Raw genomic sequence first — 19,631 nt, 5'->3', positions numbered from 1 at the left:
CTCCTATTGCTTTATTAGCCCTTTGCACCCTCGTTACCTAACTTACTGGTTAACCTGATAAGTGTTATGTTTATTACCATGATAAACAGAAAGAGAATTACACCGGTTGCGAATAACATATCCTGATGCCTTCCGGAGGCATATCCCATTTCCATAGCAATATTGGTGGTTAAAGGTCTTATTTTTGACCAAATACTGGTAGGCAGTCCCCCGATATTGTTGCCGGCGATCATCATGACTGCCATGGTTTCACCGATTGCCCTTCCAATGCCTAGTACAGTAGCTGTTAAAATTCCGGAACGGGCAGCAGGAATAACTGACTGAAAAATAGTTTGTGTTTTAGAAGCTCCAAGACCTAAGGATGCTTCACGGTAGGACTTTGGTACGGCTCTGATTGTAGCTTCGCTTAAGGATATAATGGTAGGCAATACCATTATAGTTAATACCAGAATAACGGCTAATAAAGATTCCCCTTGTCCGGTGGGGGATACGTTATTAATAATGGGTACAATGACACCTAAGCCAAATGCACCGTATATAACTGACGGAATACCGGCCAACAATTCGATAGCCGGTTTTATGAATGCCACTAATTTTTTTGGGGCTAATTCAGCAATGAATACAGCAGTTAATAAACCAATGGGAACCCCGAGCACAATTGCACCCAGGGTTGCCAGAACGGATCCTACTATCATGTAAAATACACCATATATTTCATGTCCGGGATCCCATTTTAATCCGGTTATAAAGGTAAGGAAGCTGTATGCATCTTCTTCAAAGAATGGTTTCAATCCTTTGGAGAACACAAAGATAATAATGGCAATAACGCTGAGTACACTCACTAAGGCACATAGTAGGAATATTCCGTTAAAAACCTTTTCAAGGTAATCTTTTCGTCTGCTTGTCTGATTTTCTTTGTATGCATTCGTTTTCATTAATTTACTTTGATACCTCCGTGTTCTTCAACAAATCCTTGTCCGTCATCGCTTAAAGCATAATCGATAAATGCTTTTACAGCAGGAGTTGCTTTATCTTCCATGTATACGAAAAGGAAGGGTCTTGATAAAGGATATTCACCTGATTTAGCATTTTCAGCGGTAGCATCTACACCATTTACGGTAAGACTCTTAACTGTATTGTCAATGAAGGAGAAAGATACATAACCGATTGCATTTTCATTGCCGGCTACTGATGTCTGTACGTTACCATTTCCTTCTACAACTGTTGCATTTTCTACTAAACCGCCGGCATCTTCTAACTTAATTAATTCTTCAAATGCTGATCTTGTTCCGGAAGCACCTTCTCTTGATACAACAATGATATCTGCATCGTTTCCGCCTAAATCTTTCCAGTTCGTAATTTGTCCGCTATAGATTTTAGCTAAGTCTTCCGTAGATATATCTTTCACAGGATTTGCAGGATTTACTGCTACTGCAATGCCATCATAAGCAAAGGTTACTTCTTTTAAACCATCCACTTTTTCTTCATCTTTTAAATTTCTGGAAGAAGCACCGATATCGTTAGCTCCTGCTAAAGTATCAGCAATACCTGCGGATGAACCAGTTCCGGTATAGTTAATTGTTAAATCCGGATTCAAGGCTGTAAATTCATCAATCATTGCGGTTAATGGTTTATCCACTGATGTAGAACCTGTAATTGTTATGGTTCCGGATAAATCTCCTGCTGCATCCGTAGGTTCTGCAGTTGAATCCGGAGCAGTGGTTGCTTCCGGCGTGCTGGTTGCTTCCGGTGTGTTAGTTGTTTCTGTTGTATCTGTTGTATCTGATGTAGTTGTATCTTTGCTGCTGCATCCGCTTAATGCTGCGATTATAGCAATCGTTAAAACTGCAACTAATATCTTTCTAAACTTCTTCATATCTTTCCTCCTGATATTTGGGTATCCCCTAGTAATTTTTTTGTTTTATCTGCAACTTACAAAAGAATTTTAACTCCCGATTGTTATATAGGTATTTTTAAATTGTAAAGTCTATGTAAACTAGATTTCTTTCTCTTACTTGCTTAAAAATCATTGTAAAGTATCACTTCACAATTAACTTTACATATGCTTACCACTTATTCTGCCCTTATATACAATTTACATTCTTATTTTGGTATGCTAGAATATATAAAATAAATGAAATTTGTAAAGTTGCTGCAAGTACTTCATTACATAAGAACAGGAGTTAATTTGATAAATGAAAAGACAGGATTATTTAAAATGGGATGAATATTTTATGGGGATTGCCCTGTTGTCGGCAGAACGCAGTAAGGATCCCAATACTTGCGTAGGTGCGTGTATTGTAAGTGATGATAATAAAATCCTTTCCGTAGGATATAATGGTATGCCAATCGGCTGTTCTGACGACGAATTTCCCTGGGAACGGGAAGGTTCCGTATTGGATACGAAATACGTTTATGTCTGCCATGCGGAAATGAATGCAATCCTTAATTATACCGGAACTCATATGAAAGGTGCTAAACTCTATGTTACCCTCTTTCCCTGCAATGAATGCACCAAAGCGCTGATTCAGAAGGGCATTTCAGAGATTATCTATTTATCTGACAAATATGCGGATACAGATATTGTAAAGGCTTCCAAGCGTATGCTGGAGGCAGCAGGCGTTAAGTACCGTGGGTATACCCCTATCCATCGGGATGTGATTATTTCTTTGTGATGAATTTTATGTGAGGAATCTTCGCAGCGATGGGTATGTGAAGTACTTAATAAAATCAGTTTATAGTTTTGTGAGAAAGCAGTGGTGGTGATAGGTTATTTATATCTTCTTTGTTTCTTTTTATTGTTATTTCTTAATAGGGCTTCAGAAATCGTTAAGATATTCTCAATGATTTTTAACCTTTTCACTCTTGTAATCGAGCTTTATTTATGGAAAAATAGGTTTGTAGCAGTTTCTTGTATTCATTACAGTTCAGATAGAAAGGCAGGATAATACCTTGCTTACCAAAAAACAATGGCTTCGAAAGAAGCGCAAGAAAAAATATTTCATGTTATTTACCATTACTTCTCTTACACTCTTTATTCTTCTTATGGTTTTACTGATGTCGGTTTCAGTACTAAAGGATATGAATATTACAAAGTTTTCTTTAATAAATTTTACACGTTCTGCTAATCCGATTGCAAAGCCTGAGATTATGGAGATGTTTTTGACACCGAATGATTATTCCAGACCCCAGACACCTTTAAAGAAAGTAAACAGTATTGTTGTTCATTATACTGCTAATCCAAAGACTGGTGCCGAGGCAAACCGGAATTACTTTGAGAATTTACGGATTAGTAAAGAAACTTCTGCCAGCAGCCATTTTGTTATTGGACTGAAAGGAGAGATTATTCAATGTATTCCTTTGGATGAAATTTCTTTTGCTTCAAATAACCGCAATGAGGATACTATATCTATAGAATGCTGTCACCCTGATGAGACTGGGAAATTTAATGATTCTACTTATGGTTCTCTTATTAAACTGCTAGCCTGGTTATGTAAAGAATATAATTTAGATCGGGATGATATTATCAGACATTATGATGTAAACGGTAAGTTATGTCCCCTTTATTATGTGGAACACGAAGATGCCTGGGAGATGCTAAAAAATGATGTTATGGCTTACATCGATGAGAATGCAGCGAAAGACAAGTAAGGGTGCTAATTCTCTATTTATAGCCTGTAATTTTGCCATAACACCTTTGGTTTCTCTGCCAGGTTAAATTTCAAAAAATATTGGATTGGTGATTGCCATATTCGTACAGTCCTCATCTACCTGAAAGAACATCCATTTTAGATTTTTTGTCTCAAAATCAGTTAATATTGTGCTGTAGTCATATTTTCCCCGTTCCAAAGCATTTAACTTAAGAGGGCTTCTCTTCTTTCTTCCACCATTCGTGTATAGATATAAGGTTTTTAACGGTCGGTTTCCAATAATAGTTAAATTGATTTCTTTGGTTGTTGAGTCTATCTTTACTATATCGCCGGGAAACTTTCCTGCAATTTCTGGAATAAGTATTGGTCCGTTGGTGATAAAGCTATGTCCGGCTCTTAGAGCTGTCAAAAGGTTTTCCTGTGTCAATTTTTCCTCCACATATACATAGTTTCTTACCCCTACAGTAGATAAGTTGGTGTTTGCCCATTTTTCCATAATTGGCAAAGAATAATTGTTTATTCTTAATAAGAACAATTCTTCAGACTCCAGTTCTTTGGGTATGGTAATCTGTCCGGATTGTACTGTTTCAGCCAGGTGATGGAACTTCTCAAAATATTCCTGGTAATCATCCGCCAATATATTATGGGTGTCACTGCCTGCCGTAGCCGGAATAAAAATACCTTGCTCCAATAGGCTTAACCACAGTGTAAAGGCTTTTCCATTGGTGGTTCCAGGCATCATAGGGTTAGAGCCATTCCACACTTCCATGGTATCAAAAATGGGGAGGATATCATTATAATTTTCATTCCATGAGATGGAACTGCTATGTTCTCTTGGATGGTTTATCTGAGGCAATCCTCCTGCCAGACGAATTTGGTCAACAACTCGTATAAATTCCTTCCTTAGATTCTTATCGGTACGGTCTTTTCCAGCAGGAATCTGATAGATGACATCCTCCTCGGCTCCCATAGCCATTACATGTCCATTAGAGGTCGAGATTTCCTTAGATATGACTGGAAGGAACCGTTCGCTTTGAAACCGTTTCCATATCTTGTGATTTAATATATTATGATGATCACTCAAAGCTCCAAAGGAGGAACCCATAGCAAGCATTGATAAATATACCTCTTCCGGAGTTTCAACCACCGGATCATCCCCACCATATACAGGACTGCTAAAAATACTATGGTGGTGCAGGTCCCCACAATACCACCCCTTCTCTTTTAGCTTGATGATGGGCTTTAGCTTCTCTGATAGCTCTAAACTCTTACCAGGCAACACCTTAAATGTTTTCCCTATTATCTCATACTCTGAACCCTTGGAGATTTCTGCATAATAATTACCAGCCGGTAACGTTACCTCCAGGCTGCCGTTTCTATCTGTAATTCTGCGAAGCATCCGTTTCCTGCCTGTCACAGTACCATAATTCATAGCATTATGATTTACAGTGTCAGACTTATCAGTGTCAGACTTATCAGTGCCATAATAATCAGCAACATACTTCTCTGCTTCATAATTCTCTGCGTTATAATTCTCTGCGTTATAATTCTCTGCGTTATAATTCTCAGCGTTAAAATTCTCAGATTGATAATCTGTGACTGCTTCGCCTGCCTTTACCTGGTATAGTTTTACCTGTGAATTAACACCAATTTTATCTTCATCCTGCACCTGGAAATACACCTTGCCATAATCAGCAGCCAAAATTTTTTTCTGGTAATGCAAATCGTGGTGATTACACAACTCCTCCAACCAAAGAAGAAACTTACTTAAGTCCTCTATAGCCATACCCTCTCCTTTTACGGCTTCACTGCCTGAGAGAATATCAATAGCGATTGATAAAAACTTGGTCCACTTTGACATTTTTACACCTGTTTCAAGGGACTATTGCCAATTCATGCAACAGACCCTTGCCTTTCAAGCTTACTTATTCATTTTTTGAATCTGCAAGTAACTTTCCTCCCATACTTCCTCCGGTAAGAGTCTACACCGGTTAAGAAAGCGGCTTCGGTAAACCTGCCTCTAACGTATTTACGCTGTTAAGCTCTATCTTTCACCTCTGGTAATCGTAAGTTTTGGCGACTCCTGATAAGGTAATTCCTTTCCTCCAATCCATACCGAATCCAGAGACTTTAGGTGTACCTCACCATAGGCGGGGTCTGTAAACTGTAGTGTTTGACAACCGTCATATTCCACTTGAATTGCAAGCATCTGATCACAAAAATCCTCAAAGCTTTGAAATTCCAAATCGGAACCGCACCGAATAATCACTGCACTCTTTAACCCCATGGAGATTACCTCTTTACCTGTATTTGCACCTTCCTTAACGAGGCTTATACCATTACTGAAATAAGCTCCCAGGTAGGTATTATTGACTCGTATTAACAGCCAATTATCCTTTATTTCATATTCATCGTATTCATAAACCGGTGTATACGCATGGATATAATGAACCAATTCTTCTGGATTGATCTGATAAAGCATCAGCATCAAATCACGATACTGTTCAATATAAGGAATCGTTCCATTACCAGCCCAGTAAGCCGGACGGTTACCTCCGCTAAAGGGACGTTCTCCGGGATGATTAATATAAAACTGAACCCCTCTCTCCCCCAGAGCTGCATTCATCAGGTGCTGCTGGTGACCATGAACAAAAGGCTTAAATCGTCTGACACAGGCCATAAAGTAATCCTTGGTCCGGTAAGCATAGGTCTTTACTTTATTAATCCCCTGATCAAGTTCCATTGCCATCCATTCCTTATCCCCAAGTATTACCTCCCCGTTACAGTCTGAGGGAACATAATCCGACAGGCAGTAAAGAGATGCAGCTCTGGATTCTGAGGTTACATAACCTTTGCCGGTAGTAATCCATGAAAAAAAGTTGGGTTCTAATAGCTGCCTTACCTTTAAGGTTTCCTCATAGGCTCTGCCATAGCTGGAACACATAATACCGGAGAAGGTATTTAACTTGATAATACCAAAGGTAAAATCCAGTGCTTTTGTTACCCGGGATATAATATCTTGATCCGGGGGCACATTATATAAGACAAAGAAACCGATTAAATCAACCGGAATATAGGTGGCTGAATTCCATTCGGCATATCCGTATTGTTCAAAAGTGTTGAACCACTTTTCAATCCGTTCCCTGCCGATGCGATACTGTTCCCTGCCCTTTTTGCCGCTGGCACAAAAGGTATCCTCCGGATATAAATATCCGGCAAGATATTGACTGATGTGGAACAGCAAAGCATGATTCTCACTGAAATACCACATAACATCATTGCCTGGTTCATCAATCCAGTAACGGAAATTCAGTATGCTTTTTTTAATCCTCTCATATAATTCCTCAGAAAGATACTTCCGGTACTGAATCACTAACTGGATTAACTGAGGCAGATAAAAATCAGCGCAGTCCTCTTTATTTTCCACTTTCTTAATACAGATATCAAGACACTCATAGGCAATATCCGTCATCTTTTGCTGCCGGTTTAGTATAGCCATGGTACGGTTTACTAATTTTTCACCATAATCACATACAAAATCCAGCCCCTGCTGCTTTCTCTGTGCTATGGTATCTGCCGGTGCAAGGCTTACATGCTTTGCGGGCATATTGCCAAGAACAAATTCCCTTGCTATTTTAAACTCACCGATATCACAGGTAAGTGAAAACCGGAATACTCCTACGTTATACTCTTTTGTATCACCAAGATAAATATCTTTCGTGTTCTTATTTACCTGATAGTTAAGGCTTTTTACCTTGTTATCCTTATAAAATCCCTCCAGGTTCGTAACAGACAATGTAATCTCTTCGCTCAAACAGGAGGGATCCATAGCAACTGTAAGCTGTCCCTTGGTTATAAGATCTCTGGGCAGATAACAGCTTTTTAAGAAGGCTTCTATTTCTTTCACTTTTTTGGTATCTGTATTTATCTGGATTGCGCCGGTAAGCTCTTCCTTACCTTTATATCTCATTTCGAAATAGAAGAATACATCCCGTTCTGCAAGTTCATCGGCATAGACTACTATGTCATTGCAGCCTTCCTTTAAGGGCAGTTCTACACAGGCTAACTCTGGTATATTCCTGTTATAGGGATGAAAGCAAATGATTTCTTCCCCATTTGCCCATACCTTCATACCTCCGCAGGTATAAAGTTCAAAAGGATAGTCACCGGTCTGCTTTGCATAAAGCTGTGTCTTGGCATTTACAGAAATATAATGAGGCGTATTAATAAAGGTAGTGAAATCAATACGGTTATTCTCAAAGGGAAAGTAAACCCTTTGATATTCTCCGTTATAATACTGGACCTTTTGAATCCGGTTTTCCTTTAAGAATTCTCTTCTTACCGGATATACAATCTGGACATAGGCTTCTCCAAGATTTACTTCTGCCTCAAAGGTTTCATAGGGTGCTGCAAAAGCTTCCCTTTCCGGTTCGCTAATCCACCAGCGGTTTATGGAGTCATTATAACCAATTTTATATTTTAATTCCTGCATATTTACTATTCCTTTCTTCCAGGCTCTTTAACCAAGATCCGGTTTATCCTTCAAAAATATGGTTTCACAGGCTTTTCCTTCGGTTTCAAAAATTATGATTTCATTTTGTCCCTGTATTAGCAGCGGTGCCGGCAGATATAGGCGTTTTTGCGGTCCTATCTCCCAGAAACGTCCCAGGTTAAAACCATTTATAAAGACACAGCCCTTGCCCCAGCCTTCCAGATCAATATAGGTATCGCCTAATTCCTCCACCCATAAATCAAATCGGTAAAATGCTGGAACGCCTTTTTTATATTCCTTTGTAAAATTAAGCTTAGACAAATTATCAAGAGGCAGGGGGTAGTGGGTCCAATTCATATGCATATGACCATTAATCTGTACACAGCCATCTATTCCTTTTCTCTGTCTCTCCAGTAAGGGACCGAAATTGACCCTTCCCATATTTTCCATCAATATATCAATATTGCTGTTTTTCTCAAAGGTAAAGACTACTTCATGTTCCGTTAGTAGCTCTCTGTCGTATAACGTAATCACAGGTTCCTCGTTAATAAATACATTGGCTCTGTCATTGGCATCCCATAATCTTAATTGTTCCAATTTTTCTTCCTTACTCAGGCTAGAGTGGTAAAGTATATAGCCATAACTTTGTCCGAGCCGTTCCATGGATTTTGGGAAGGTGTCTTTTACCGGTTCTGAGATATCTGAAAGAACAGAAAATAAGCTGACCCTATCCTTTACGAATAGCTCTCCATAGGCTGCTTTTTCTGGTCTGTTAGCAAGCTTTACCTCAGGCAGCTTAATGTGTTCTCCTATTACCTTCTGAAATTCTAAGTATTTTTGAGTGATATCACCGCTTTCGGTTAATACGGCATCGTAATCGTAGGAGGTAACATCCGGAGTCAGTACATTATAATAATTAGAGCCATTCATAAAACCAAAATTGGTTCCGCCAATAAACATATAGATGTTAATATTTCCGTATAGCAATGCCTCCTTTAAATCCATACAATTATCTTCCAGATTCGAAGTGACATGACCGCCATTGCCCCAATGGTCAAACCAGCCCACCCAAAACTCCATACACATCAAAGGACCGCCATCCGTATGCTTTTTTAAGGTTTCAAATTGTGACTTCATCTTAGACCCGAAATTGCCGGTAGGGAGAACCCCTTCTAATTTGCCGCAGACCATGGCATCTCCCCAGGGTCCATCCGAGGTAAGTAAAGGAACCTTTGCTCCGTGTTTTAGCATAAGTGCCTTGATTGCTTCCATATAAGCGGTGTCATCACCGTAATACCCATATTCATTTTCAATCTGCATCATAATAACAGGACCGCCATATGGAAGCTGAAGTGGTCCTATCACTTTAAATAACTTACTGTAATATTCATCCACATGCTTTAAAAATGGTTCATATACGCTTCTTAAATGCATCCCATCCTCTTTTAACAACCAGGCTGGCAGACCGCCAAACTCCCATTCCGCGCAGATATAAGGGGAGGGACGGATAATCACCCAAAGCCCTAAATCTGCCGCAGTCTGTACAAACTGCTTAATATCTGTGAGCCCTTCAAAATGGAATTCTCCCTTTTTAGGCTCATGCATATTCCAGGGTATATAGGTTTCCACCGTATTGCAGCCCATTGCCTTTAGCTTTAACAAACAGTCCCTCCAATGCTGTGGAACAATACGAAAATAATGAATGGCTCCAGATATAATCTGAACCGGTTTTCCATTATAGTAAAACTGATCTTTTATTTCAAATAAACTCATTTTTTGCCTCCTGTTAGCTCTTTATATTGTGTAATCGGTTACACATCGGATAAAAATAAACTGCCTTTACTGCTTTATCATGAGCAGAAAGGCAGTTTATGCCTATCTTTACAAGGTACTATTACGAACAATAAGTTCTGGTTTTACCAATACAACCGACTCTCCATGTACTTCCTTTTTCAGTATTAATTTTTGCAGGCTGTTAAAAACCTTTTTGCCATAATACTCATAACGGGGGTTCACTGAAGTAATCTGAACCGGGGTCATTGTTGCTATGCTGACATTATCATATCCCGTAACCGCAATATCCTCCGGCACCCGAAGTCCGGCCTCCATTATGGCATTGACCGCCCCCAGGGCAACATAATCATTGATACCGCATATTACCTCCGGGTAAGATTCTTCTTTTAGTATTATCTTCATACTTTCATAGCCAGACTCATAACTAAATACCTCATAGCCTGTTAGCCATCTTACCGATACATCAAGGTTTAACTTCTCTGAAAGACGATAGGAACATATTTTTTTATAATAAGATGGATAATATTCATCGCCGCCACCAATAAAGCAAATCCGTTTATATCCTTTGGTTTTCAAAAAATCCAGTAATTGTCCTACACCTTTTTCATCGTCTGAGTATACTCCGGTACAGCCAAAACGCTCTACTTTTGCGCCACAGGCAATGAAGGGAATTATCTGTTTTAATTCCTGTATTTCTTTAATATATCTTTCTGGCAGCTCCATCGCGTCGATACGTCCGCCCATCATGACAATACCATCAACATGCTTTTCTTTTAATGAACTAAGAAGCTTTGACTCAAGCTCATAATCGCCCTTGGAATTAAGCAGTATAGTCATATATCCATGGCTCGAGGCCCACTTCTCAAACTCATAATATACCTTGGCAAAATACTCATTCCCGATATGGGGAACGATATATCCTATGGTTTTAGTAAAGCCTGCCTTCAAATTCTGAGCAAAGGTATTGGGTCTGAAATTATACTTTTCCACCAGTTCAAATATCCGGGTTTTATTCTTTTCTGAAACATAGCCTCTGCCGGATATTGCTCTGGATACCGTAGCGGCGGATATTCCGATTTCCTTTGCTATATCATATATTGTAATATTACGCTTTACTAGATTACTATCGTCTGAAATAATCATCACCCGCCCTTGATAGAATAATAGTGGTTACAGATTGCCTGCCGATGTCAATACCCCTATAGCTTTTATAGTTGTCGTCGTCCAGGATTTTTTCCAAATCACGGCTTTCTGATGTTTCATAAACACTTATATTAGTATATTCTACTGTATTCGGAATATCAAGAAAAACTTTCTTTGGGGTATCAGATTCATTTATCGTTACCAATATCAGCTGTTCTTCTCCATCCTCTGTAAAACCGGTAAAGGCAACTGGCTTTAAATTCTCTAACTCCCTCTTATCACCCTCTGTTTCAATTCGCTCATAGCCTGGCCTGATAAATCTGGAATAATTACCATATGCCCAAAGACGTTTTAACGGATTAAAATTCTTTTCCTGTTCATTTATATAAATCAGTCCATCCCGGTAGCCTCCCGGCGCTACCGCAACCCAGTTCTGCCAAGATACAACATCTAATACAGTTAAATCCTCGGCGATTACTTCGGCCAGATGAAAAGCAGAATCCATGGTTACATCAGAACCATTCACCATCTCACACCATTCACTGGTACGTAATTTTACCTCCTTGTAACGGGCATCCATATAACGCTTAAAGGCTTCCTTTGAAGCTTTATCCGACCAATAGGAATGATTATCTATGGTATCCATATGGCTGCCTAAAACAGAATCATTTAAGATAGCACTGCTATAGGCTATGGCTTCACCTTTCCATTCACCGCTTTCCGGACCGGAGAGGGATACCCCCTTAAGTGCCGGACGGCTCTCCATTTCTTTTAAAAATTCCCGGTACACAGACGCAATATGCCCCGGCTCATAATGGCACCCTTCCTGCCCCTCAAACCAGTCCCACTGCGGTTCATTAATGGGTGAAATAAATTTAACAGGTATTCCCTCATTGATAAAATGCTCGGATACATCCATTACATAACGTGCAAAATCATCATAATTCTCTGTGGCTAAGTTCTCCTTACTTCCCTTACTCACCTGTGCCGTTCCGTTTAAGGTGAGCCGTTCCGGGGGACTGTTACAAAACATTACGACTTCTTCTACCCCTAATGAAACTGCTTTCTTCAAAAACCAGACCGCATTCTCATCCTTACTCCAGTCATAGGTAAATGGAGCTGTTTCAAAACTTTCCGCCCGTCGGTGTACATCCCTGTATATACCCTTTTGGCTTTCTGCCGAACCTGCCCCGATATTATACCGGTAGCAGGTTAAACCAATACCGGTATCCTTATCAAAAAGCAGTCTTGCAATTTCCTCTCTGACCGCCCTGCCGGCAGCTTTGTCTACCTTATCCCAACCACCTACATACTGTGCCCACCAGCAGCCGCTGGTACCAAAGCTTTCTATAACCTGATGTTTCTTTGTACGATCAAGTTTCAAGGTGATCGCTCCTGGTAGTTTTACTTCTTCCGCCGGTGATACTTCCACCATCGTATTATTCTCTCTGTTTTGGTCTGACAGTCTCACTTTATCCTCCTTATACGTACTGCAAGATAAATAACCTATTAGTAATACCGTCAGGCAAATGACTGTTATACTAAATCTTTTCTTCATATAACCCCCATCTGTGTGCTTTAGCACACATACAAATCAGGATGTTGAAAAAACTGCTCTTGTTTTTTCAACCTAACCCCTCATCTTACTGCTTTATCCGACCAATCCAGAATTCTCCAGATTTTCAACAAGCCATTTCTGGGCACCAAAATATAAAATTAGTAAAGGAATCAAGAAAATCAATACTGCCGCCTGCTTAACCGCGTCAAAGGCAAAATCGGTGGCCACCGGAACGTCAAACCAGGCTTTAATTGCATTTAGGATAAATTCCTTATTGGCTGGATTAAACTTACTGGCTAAGATGGAACTTAAATATGGACCATCCTTATTAAAATATCTTGTGTAATAGGTATCCCCATAATTCCATACAAAGGACAAGACTGCAATTGTTGATATAGCGGGGATGGCATTTGGTAACATTATCCTAAAGTAAGTTTTATGGAAACCACAGCCATCAATCAGGGCTGCTTCCTCCAGCTCATTGGGAATATTCTTAAAGAACTGGCTGAATATAAAGATAAATAAACTTTGCTTGATACCAAACCCAAATACAGCAAATATAACCAGGGTAATGGGCTGATTAATCAAATTGACTTCACCTGCTGCTGTAAAAAGCTTTAGTATTCCAAAGGCATTAAAATGAGTAAAGTAAATGTACTGAGACAATAACAGTGATTGCCTTGGCACTAAAAATACCAGTATAACCAAAAAGAATACGATTTTATTACCAAAGAATTTTACTCTTGCCAAGGCATATCCGGCCATAGCCGTTACAAATACCTGAATAAACATAATTCCAAGGGCATATAATACGGACCACAGCATCGTAAGGAAGCCATCTTCCATTACAAACCGAGCCGCCGCTTTAAAGCTGATAACTGAAAAATGAATTGGCAGCCATATTATATTGGGATTACCCAAATCCTCTATAGCCGAAAAAACAGAAGGAATCAGTTTAATAATGGGATATAGTATGGTAAAACACAAACCGGTTATAATACAGAATAAAAAGACTGACTGTACTCCTTTTTTGGCTTTCTTCCCAAAAAGATATAATGCCAATTCCGGTGTATGAATGCTTGGTTTATTTTTCATATTTCTTAACCGCCTTTCTCATAACCAATAGCACCAGTAGAAGAACCGCTAATACATTAAAGATATAGATTACGGATAATGCCGAACCGGTTCCTATCTTACTTTGTGTAAATGCAAACTTGTAAGCCTCTTCTGCTATCGGGGAAGTTAAAAACAGGTCTACTACCGTATATACAGATACAAACATGGTAATATGCATGATAGATGGTAATGTAACCTTCCAAAAGGTTTCATAGGTAGTCGCACCTTCTATTTTTGCCACCTCATAAAGACTTGGACTAATGGATTGAAGTGCCGCTAAGTAAATCAGGGTCTGAACACCTGCCTGTGCCAGTAAATCGAAGATCTGATCCACATAGCCAATTACAGGCGTCAATACAGCGTTTGGAATATCCGTATATCGAAGCAGCAAGTAACTGATATAGCTTTGGCTAAAGAGACCAGAGCTTTGCTTTACCATTTCTCCTCCGGTGGTCACTGAAAGCATCTGGGTTACCACCTCCAAACCGAATACAATGGGAAGAAAAAAGATAACCCTGACAATACCACGTCCCTTGAATTTCAAATTGGCCAGCAGGGCCATAAACAAACTAAAGATTACAATAAGAGGAGCATTGGTTAAAATCATCAGATTCTGATCTATAAATAACCGGGCAAAGGGCTGATTTTCGGAGGTTAATTCCGAATGAAATAACTCAATATAATTCTTAAAATCGGAAAATGCGAATTTCATACCTCCAGTTTCACTGACACTGATGGTATTAAAGGAGTATCGAAAGGTATTAAACAGCGGAATGGCAAAACACACAAAAAAGCCAATTAAAAAGGGCAATACATAGAGAAAACCATTCAGCTTCCTTTTCGTTTTATAGCTTAAATGAAACTTTTTTTTAATCATATTTTTCACTTATCCTCATTTCTTTGCTGCAGTATGCATATATCAAGTTTTTCTCTATTCTAATATGATATATCCAAGTGCAGCAATTTCTTTACCATCTACGACAACAGAATGAAGGTTATAGTTTGTTATAACAGAAACCTTTGACTCATAATCCGTACGAAATACGTTATTCTCAAGGATCTGATGATTTGTAATCTGCATAGTTCCTATTTTCTCCCAGGCTTCCTTACAGGTTTGATACACCTGATTCATGGTTTCCTTCTGCTTTTCATACTCTGTAGCGTAATAATAGGAATAGGCACTGTCCTTTAAAGCATCCACGCTTTTTGCTGTCAGGGTAAACTTGGGATATACTCCAAGTTCGACCGACTGTAACACATAATAAGAAGCCTCATAAGATGACATATTCACGTCTTCGGTGGTTACCTGAACCAAACCGTTCATTACTAACTGCCGGAAAGGAATTGTGGTATAAATCGTTGCATATTCGCTGCTATCCCTGGAAATATTCTCAGCGTAGGAAGCATAGCGTAAAGCTTCCAGCCTCGGATTATACAAAGATAATTTCTTTTGTACGGCAAGTTTCTTTAAGTTATCCTCAACAATCTTACTTGCCTCATAAGCGGTAATATTCTTTTTATACCGATAGTCCGCAAAATTGTAATACGCCAGATCCGGTATGGACAATTTATCATAGGTTTTAGATGCTGCAAGGAATTTATCCGTCACTCCATCCAGATAACGGGGTGACAGCAGATAAAAGTATTTGGCTTCAAAATAATCCGAAGCACCATCAAAAATTCCGATGGAAGGTAAATACCGGTAAATAGCCGCCGGTATATTGGAATAGTCATAGACCGCATGGTTTTTGGCTGCAAAGCCATTTCCTTTGTCAAAGACCTTACCAAGCCCTGCTTCAAAAAACAAATCAATTCCTTTTTCCTTTGCCAAATCTCTTAATTCATTTAATTCTTTCTCGGTTCCATTGCTTTTTGTCAGACTTGCCTTGGTATTTAACTTATTTTCCAGACCTCCGTTAAAAAACCCGGAATACTGGATAGCAAGGTTCATATCCCCAGTATCTTTAATAATATTAGATAATTCCTGATAGGTAGTCATGGAATAAGGAGAATCATAAGGTATCCCAAGGGCACGCTTTACCAAAGATAGAGTTCCAATAAAATCCAGGTATAATTTAGGCTGGTCAGGATAACTAAGTTCACTGATATTCCATTCCTTAAGCAGATAATTCTGATAAGCTTTTGCCATATCATAATAAGTCACCTTTCCAGGAAACAGTTCATACCTGACAGAATAATCCACCTCCATCATATCGGTCTTGGCCATATAGGTTTGCTTGATATCACTGAAGGGTCCATATACATTCACATTGGTATACTGGGTTACATCAAAAGAAGGATAAACCCTGTTATATGAAGAAGGGGTATTCTTATCCGTTGAAGCCAGCTTTGCATTGATATAGGAGGTTTGTGCACCCTCTTCGATGATACCCAAAAATCCATGAGTAGAATTCCCTCCCTCTCCATAGGTCATGCCAAATACCGGCATCATCAGTTCCTGTTTATATTCCGGCATATAATAATAATCTTTTAGATAGTCATTATCGTATACCGGTCTGCTATAATCCGGCACTGCCGCATCTGCTGTATTAAATTGAAATAATGCCCCTGCACCGTCTGGAACTAAAAGATAACCATCCTTATATTCCTTTACCCCGGCAGCACCAAAGTAAGGCAGTACTTTTATATTCTGAATCCTGTAATAATCGTTCTCGCTTACCATCTCCTGTGAGGGGATGCGAACTGTGAAATCATCACCATCAAGCTTTGCCTCCAAGGTAATATCTAAAACCGAGGGTTCAACAAAAGTTACCGAAAGTCCCATCTGTGCCGCATCCGCGATTAACATATCCCTGGTATAGCCGAGTACTTTAGCTAATTGGATTAACTGTTTTACAGCACTTCTTGGTGGTGTCCCGTTATATGCTACAAAGTAGCAATTCTCAGTTGTGCTCTTTTTATAAATCAGACTTAAGGTCAGCTTATACTTCTCTCCTGCGGCTTTTTCCAACTCACCTGAGGCAATTTTATCATCAATTCCCTTTATAAAGAACTCTTCATAACGGTCAATCGCCATCTTGTCCGGATAATACTCTTTAAACCGCTCTGATTCGCCCTCGTTAAACTTCATCTTAATCTGGACACCGTTATCAATCTGGTAAATGTTATAGGAATCCGTCAGTTTACAAAAACTGTAGCTGTCCCATTCATAAAGATTGTTATTATTGCCCAGATAAGAAACACTTAGCAGGGATTGTTCGGCTGGATCGGTTGAATTTGGTATCAGGGCATTCCATACCTTTTTGGTGTTTTTATCCTCCACCTTAAGATTCATCGTAGTGCTGTCTATGTACAAACGTTTTGAATCGCTTTCTGCTACTAATACTTCACCCGCGTCATGTGAAAGCTCTTTTCCGGCTTTTGATAATCCCTTATAAGACATCTCTGGAAGCTTATTCGCCTTAATACCTAGTATCGGTATATAGTGGAGGATACCAATTAAGACACATAATCCTAAGATGGTAAAAAACAGTTTTGCTATAATATGTTTGCCATATGCTTTTTTTATTTTATGTATGACAGGTTCCATACTATCAAGTAATTTTCTTAAAACCTTCATGGCTTAAACCCATTGCATATCACAGGCTCACCTGTGATACTGCCACAAACATAATAGAGTGAAAGAATCTCAATGTGGCACCTTTCCTACTAAATTTTCTTTCACTCTTACTTCCATTCCTGTGCATGGTTCTTGTGCTTTATCATAATCCTTCCGGCACGGCTTCGCTTTTCTTCATTACTTAACTGATTCTTAGCCTATCCGCCTCAAGGCTTCTCTGGCAACTGACATTACAAAATAATACATTCGTTCAATCAAAGAGAAAAATAGTATGCCTATAAAGACAATAATCAGAGCGGCAACTACCGTAGCCAGCAAAGTCTTGATATTTAATGCAAAGGTATATTCATGTATGATACAAAGCCCGGCCAGTAAAATAAAGGCAAACCAAACGATTGAAAGACTTTGCAGTGATTGTAGTATAATTACTTCCTCTGTTATGACAAAGTTGCTTATTATTGCTGTAACCAGGTTAAACACCACCATGGGAACTAGGGAATAGCATACTACCGTATAAATATCCCGCATATTTCCTTTTCCGTTAAATAAGGTTGTTACAGTCCAGTTACTAACAGTAAAAAGCAGAAAAACAGAGATTGCCGAGACAAATATGGATATACTGTTCATGGTAAAGATTGGATTCTTATTCATTACAAATCCGGTATATTGATAGGATATACACTTTATAACTCCGTAAAGGAATAAAATAATAGTAGCAATCAGAAGGCTGCCTTTTTTTCGGTATTTAATTTCATAAAATCCATCAAAGGGATGAAATACCGCATGTTTTAGATAGAATAATTTTTCTTTCCTTATCTCATTTTTCACCGCGTCTGCCCTCCTTCTTATGATATTTTACTTCAGAAGCAATAACTGCTGTAATAAAGACCAGAAACAGTGCTGCCACAATACTAAAATGCTTTTGTAATACTTCCGCACGGTATCCATTATAGGCCTTTGAGTAAAAGATACGGTTATTTCCCTGTTTGAAATAATACATGGCCTTCTTATACTCATCTTTCATCAAATAGTTTTTTCCTATTCCGATATATGCTATTTCATAATTTGAATTTATCTTTAATATTTTTTCAAAATCCTTTAAGGCCGCATCCCACTGCCCATTATAATATTCTTTACTGGCTAAAAGGGCAGTTTCTCCAAAAACTGTTGGTTTTAATATGTAAACACATTTTAGTCCGCTGTCACTTACCACTAGCCTATTACCCAGCCAGGCAATTCCAGTAGGATTATTATAGGAGCCTTTGGTATTACCAATGGAGCCAAAGGTATTTAACAGCTGTCCATCATAATCATAGATAAAAATTCTTCCTCTGGATTTATCTGCTACCGCATAAGTACCGTAATCCGTAACTGCTATATCCACAAATTCACTGGGGTTGCTGAAACGACCGTGGACATCGCCAATTACCGGCGTATCTCCCTGCTCCCTCAGTACATTCTTTCCTCCGGAATTAAGGCGGAAAGCCATAAACTCTGCCGCTTTATCATAGGTTACCGCATAAACAAAACCATCCTCATCAATCGCCACATTATTAAATGCCGGTGCAAAGGTTTTCTTCATCTGCTGCTTTTGCTGATCCGAAGAGACTGATTTCCAAAAGTAATCCATTAAATTAACACGGGGTTTATTTACTCCGAAATACCTGGAAAAGGTTCCATCGGAGTTCAGTTCTATAATACCTTCATAGCTTGACTGTACTACTACATACATACGGCCTGTATTATCCACTGTAAGCTTGGAGGGTTTAAACTGTGTTACACCAGTCATGTTATCCGGCTTCTTAATCAAACGCTTCATTGTATAATCTGAGCCATCCAGAATAATAATATTCTCAGCTCCGGTATTGGCAATATAAAGCTCATTTTCCTTCTCATGATAAAACACTCCTTCCGGAGCATTTAAAATCATCTGCTTGCCGGTATCCTGATCCACAACGATTTTATCATTGGAATCTCTTATTACCTTTAAGGACTTTATAAAATTACCATTCTGATCAACAATATTCACCCGGTTTGATAGGGTATCCGCCAAAAAGATTCTGCCATCTAAACTGGTACATACATCATTTACGCTTAATAACCCGTTGCCGCCCATACTATTCCCATCCAGTACCTGGTCCACCTGGAACGCTGCCGGACTTTCAATGGCATTCCACCAGAAATCATAGGTATAGCCATCAAAAGAATAACCTTTCTTATCAGCCGCCTGAGCAACCATCGGGGTTGAGACCAAAATAATTATAAGCAATAACCTTAAGATTCTTTTCTTCATCTGCG

General features: G+C 39.1%; 14 protein-coding genes. 2 read left to right on the top strand and 12 right to left on the bottom strand.

Annotation, left to right across the window (positions count from 1 at the left end; translation table 11 throughout):
* Positions 1–14: 14 nt before the first annotated feature.
* A complete protein-coding gene (gene pstC, locus QA584_RS03985; RefSeq protein ID WP_278273211.1) occupies positions 15–935 on the bottom strand; it encodes a phosphate ABC transporter permease subunit PstC in 921 nt (306 codons plus the stop codon).
* On the bottom strand, positions 935–1,876 hold the full coding sequence (locus tag QA584_RS03980) for a phosphate ABC transporter substrate-binding protein (RefSeq protein ID WP_278273210.1): 942 nt from the start codon (positions 1,874–1,876) through the stop codon (positions 935–937). Before QA584_RS03980 ends, pstC begins: the two co-directional genes overlap by 1 nt.
* Positions 1,877–2,195: 319 nt before the next feature.
* Between QA584_RS03980 and QA584_RS03975 the strand changes: the two genes are divergently transcribed.
* Both QA584_RS03975 and QA584_RS03970 read left to right on the top strand, forming a co-directional pair.
* Complete coding sequence (locus tag QA584_RS03975; RefSeq protein WP_278273209.1) at positions 2,196–2,675, top strand: deoxycytidylate deaminase; 480 nt, start codon at positions 2,196–2,198, stop codon at positions 2,673–2,675.
* Positions 2,676–2,952: 277 nt separating this feature from the next.
* The gene (locus QA584_RS03970; protein WP_278273208.1) at positions 2,953–3,651 is read left to right on the top strand and encodes a peptidoglycan recognition protein family protein; all 699 of its coding nucleotides are present in this window, start codon (positions 2,953–2,955) and stop codon (positions 3,649–3,651) included.
* 63 nt (positions 3,652–3,714) lie between these two features.
* Here the strand turns inward: QA584_RS03970 and QA584_RS03965 are convergent, their stop codons facing one another.
* The 10 genes from QA584_RS03965 to QA584_RS03920 all read right to left on the bottom strand — a co-directional run bounded on the left by QA584_RS03965 (position 3,715) and on the right by QA584_RS03920 (position 19,626).
* On the bottom strand, positions 3,715–5,511 hold the full coding sequence (locus QA584_RS03965; protein ID WP_278273207.1) for a CehA/McbA family metallohydrolase: 1,797 nt from the start codon (positions 5,509–5,511) through the stop codon (positions 3,715–3,717).
* Between the two features lie 183 nt (positions 5,512–5,694).
* On the bottom strand, positions 5,695–8,142 hold the full coding sequence (locus QA584_RS03960) for a hypothetical protein (RefSeq protein ID WP_278273206.1): 2,448 nt from the start codon (positions 8,140–8,142) through the stop codon (positions 5,695–5,697).
* Between the two features lie 27 nt (positions 8,143–8,169).
* A complete protein-coding gene (locus QA584_RS03955) occupies positions 8,170–9,915 on the bottom strand; it encodes a glycoside hydrolase family 35 protein (protein ID WP_278273205.1) in 1,746 nt (581 codons plus the stop codon).
* Between the two features lie 108 nt (positions 9,916–10,023).
* On the bottom strand, positions 10,024–11,079 hold the full coding sequence (locus QA584_RS03950; RefSeq protein WP_278273204.1) for a LacI family DNA-binding transcriptional regulator: 1,056 nt from the start codon (positions 11,077–11,079) through the stop codon (positions 10,024–10,026).
* Positions 11,060–12,637: a glycoside hydrolase family 30 protein gene (locus tag QA584_RS03945; RefSeq protein WP_278273203.1), complete on the bottom strand. Its 1,578-nt coding sequence runs from the start codon at positions 12,635–12,637 to the stop codon at positions 11,060–11,062. The genes QA584_RS03950 and QA584_RS03945 overlap by 20 nt, the downstream gene beginning before the upstream one ends.
* Positions 12,638–12,730: 93 nt before the next feature.
* Complete coding sequence (locus QA584_RS03940) at positions 12,731–13,732, bottom strand: carbohydrate ABC transporter permease (protein WP_278273202.1); 1,002 nt, start codon at positions 13,730–13,732, stop codon at positions 12,731–12,733.
* The gene (locus QA584_RS03935; RefSeq protein ID WP_278273201.1) at positions 13,722–14,630 is read right to left on the bottom strand and encodes a carbohydrate ABC transporter permease; all 909 of its coding nucleotides are present in this window, start codon (positions 14,628–14,630) and stop codon (positions 13,722–13,724) included. The genes QA584_RS03940 and QA584_RS03935 overlap by 11 nt, the downstream gene beginning before the upstream one ends.
* Before the next feature lie 54 nt (positions 14,631–14,684).
* Positions 14,685–17,333 (bottom strand): DUF5696 domain-containing protein, encoded by a 2,649-nt coding sequence (locus QA584_RS03930; protein WP_278273200.1) that lies wholly within the window; start codon positions 17,331–17,333, stop codon positions 14,685–14,687.
* Between the two features lie 192 nt (positions 17,334–17,525).
* Positions 17,526–18,161 (bottom strand): Yip1 family protein, encoded by a 636-nt coding sequence (locus tag QA584_RS03925; RefSeq protein ID WP_278273199.1) that lies wholly within the window; start codon positions 18,159–18,161, stop codon positions 17,526–17,528.
* Entirely contained in the window at positions 18,151–19,626 is a 1,476-nt protein-coding gene (locus QA584_RS03920; RefSeq protein WP_278273198.1) for a hypothetical protein, read from the bottom strand. Before QA584_RS03920 ends, QA584_RS03925 begins: the two co-directional genes overlap by 11 nt.
* Between the last annotated feature and the right edge of the window lie 5 nt (positions 19,627–19,631).

It is taken from the genome of Anaerocolumna sp. AGMB13025, assembly GCF_029689925.1.
Classification (GTDB): Bacteria; Bacillota; Clostridia; order Lachnospirales; family Lachnospiraceae; genus Anaerocolumna.
The sequence above is the reverse complement of the archived record's forward strand: the minus strand, read 5'-3'. Positions and strand labels throughout refer to the sequence as shown.

Bases quoted from the DNA above. Each gene is read 5' to 3' on its own strand.
- QA584_RS03960 (WP_278273206.1), bottom strand. From the start codon at position 8,142: ATGCAGGAATTAAAATATAAAATTGGTTATAATGACTCCATAAACCGC.
- QA584_RS03930 (WP_278273200.1), bottom strand. From the start codon at position 17,333: ATGAAGGTTTTAAGAAAATTACTTGATAGTATGGAACCTGTCATACAT.
- QA584_RS03975 (WP_278273209.1), top strand. From the start codon at position 2,196: ATGAAAAGACAGGATTATTTAAAATGGGATGAATATTTTATGGGGATT.
- QA584_RS03920 (WP_278273198.1), bottom strand. From the start codon at position 19,626: ATGAAGAAAAGAATCTTAAGGTTATTGCTTATAATTATTTTGGTCTCA.
- QA584_RS03945 (WP_278273203.1), bottom strand. From the start codon at position 12,637: ATGAAGAAAAGATTTAGTATAACAGTCATTTGCCTGACGGTATTACTA.
- QA584_RS03955 (WP_278273205.1), bottom strand. From the start codon at position 9,915: ATGAGTTTATTTGAAATAAAAGATCAGTTTTACTATAATGGAAAACCG.
- QA584_RS03935 (WP_278273201.1), bottom strand. From the start codon at position 14,630: ATGATTAAAAAAAAGTTTCATTTAAGCTATAAAACGAAAAGGAAGCTG.
- QA584_RS03950 (WP_278273204.1), bottom strand. From the start codon at position 11,079: ATGATTATTTCAGACGATAGTAATCTAGTAAAGCGTAATATTACAATA.
- QA584_RS03980 (WP_278273210.1), bottom strand. From the start codon at position 1,876: ATGAAGAAGTTTAGAAAGATATTAGTTGCAGTTTTAACGATTGCTATA.
- QA584_RS03965 (WP_278273207.1), bottom strand. From the start codon at position 5,511: ATGTCAAAGTGGACCAAGTTTTTATCAATCGCTATTGATATTCTCTCA.
- pstC (WP_278273211.1), bottom strand. From the start codon at position 935: ATGAAAACGAATGCATACAAAGAAAATCAGACAAGCAGACGAAAAGAT.
- QA584_RS03940 (WP_278273202.1), bottom strand. From the start codon at position 13,732: ATGAAAAATAAACCAAGCATTCATACACCGGAATTGGCATTATATCTT.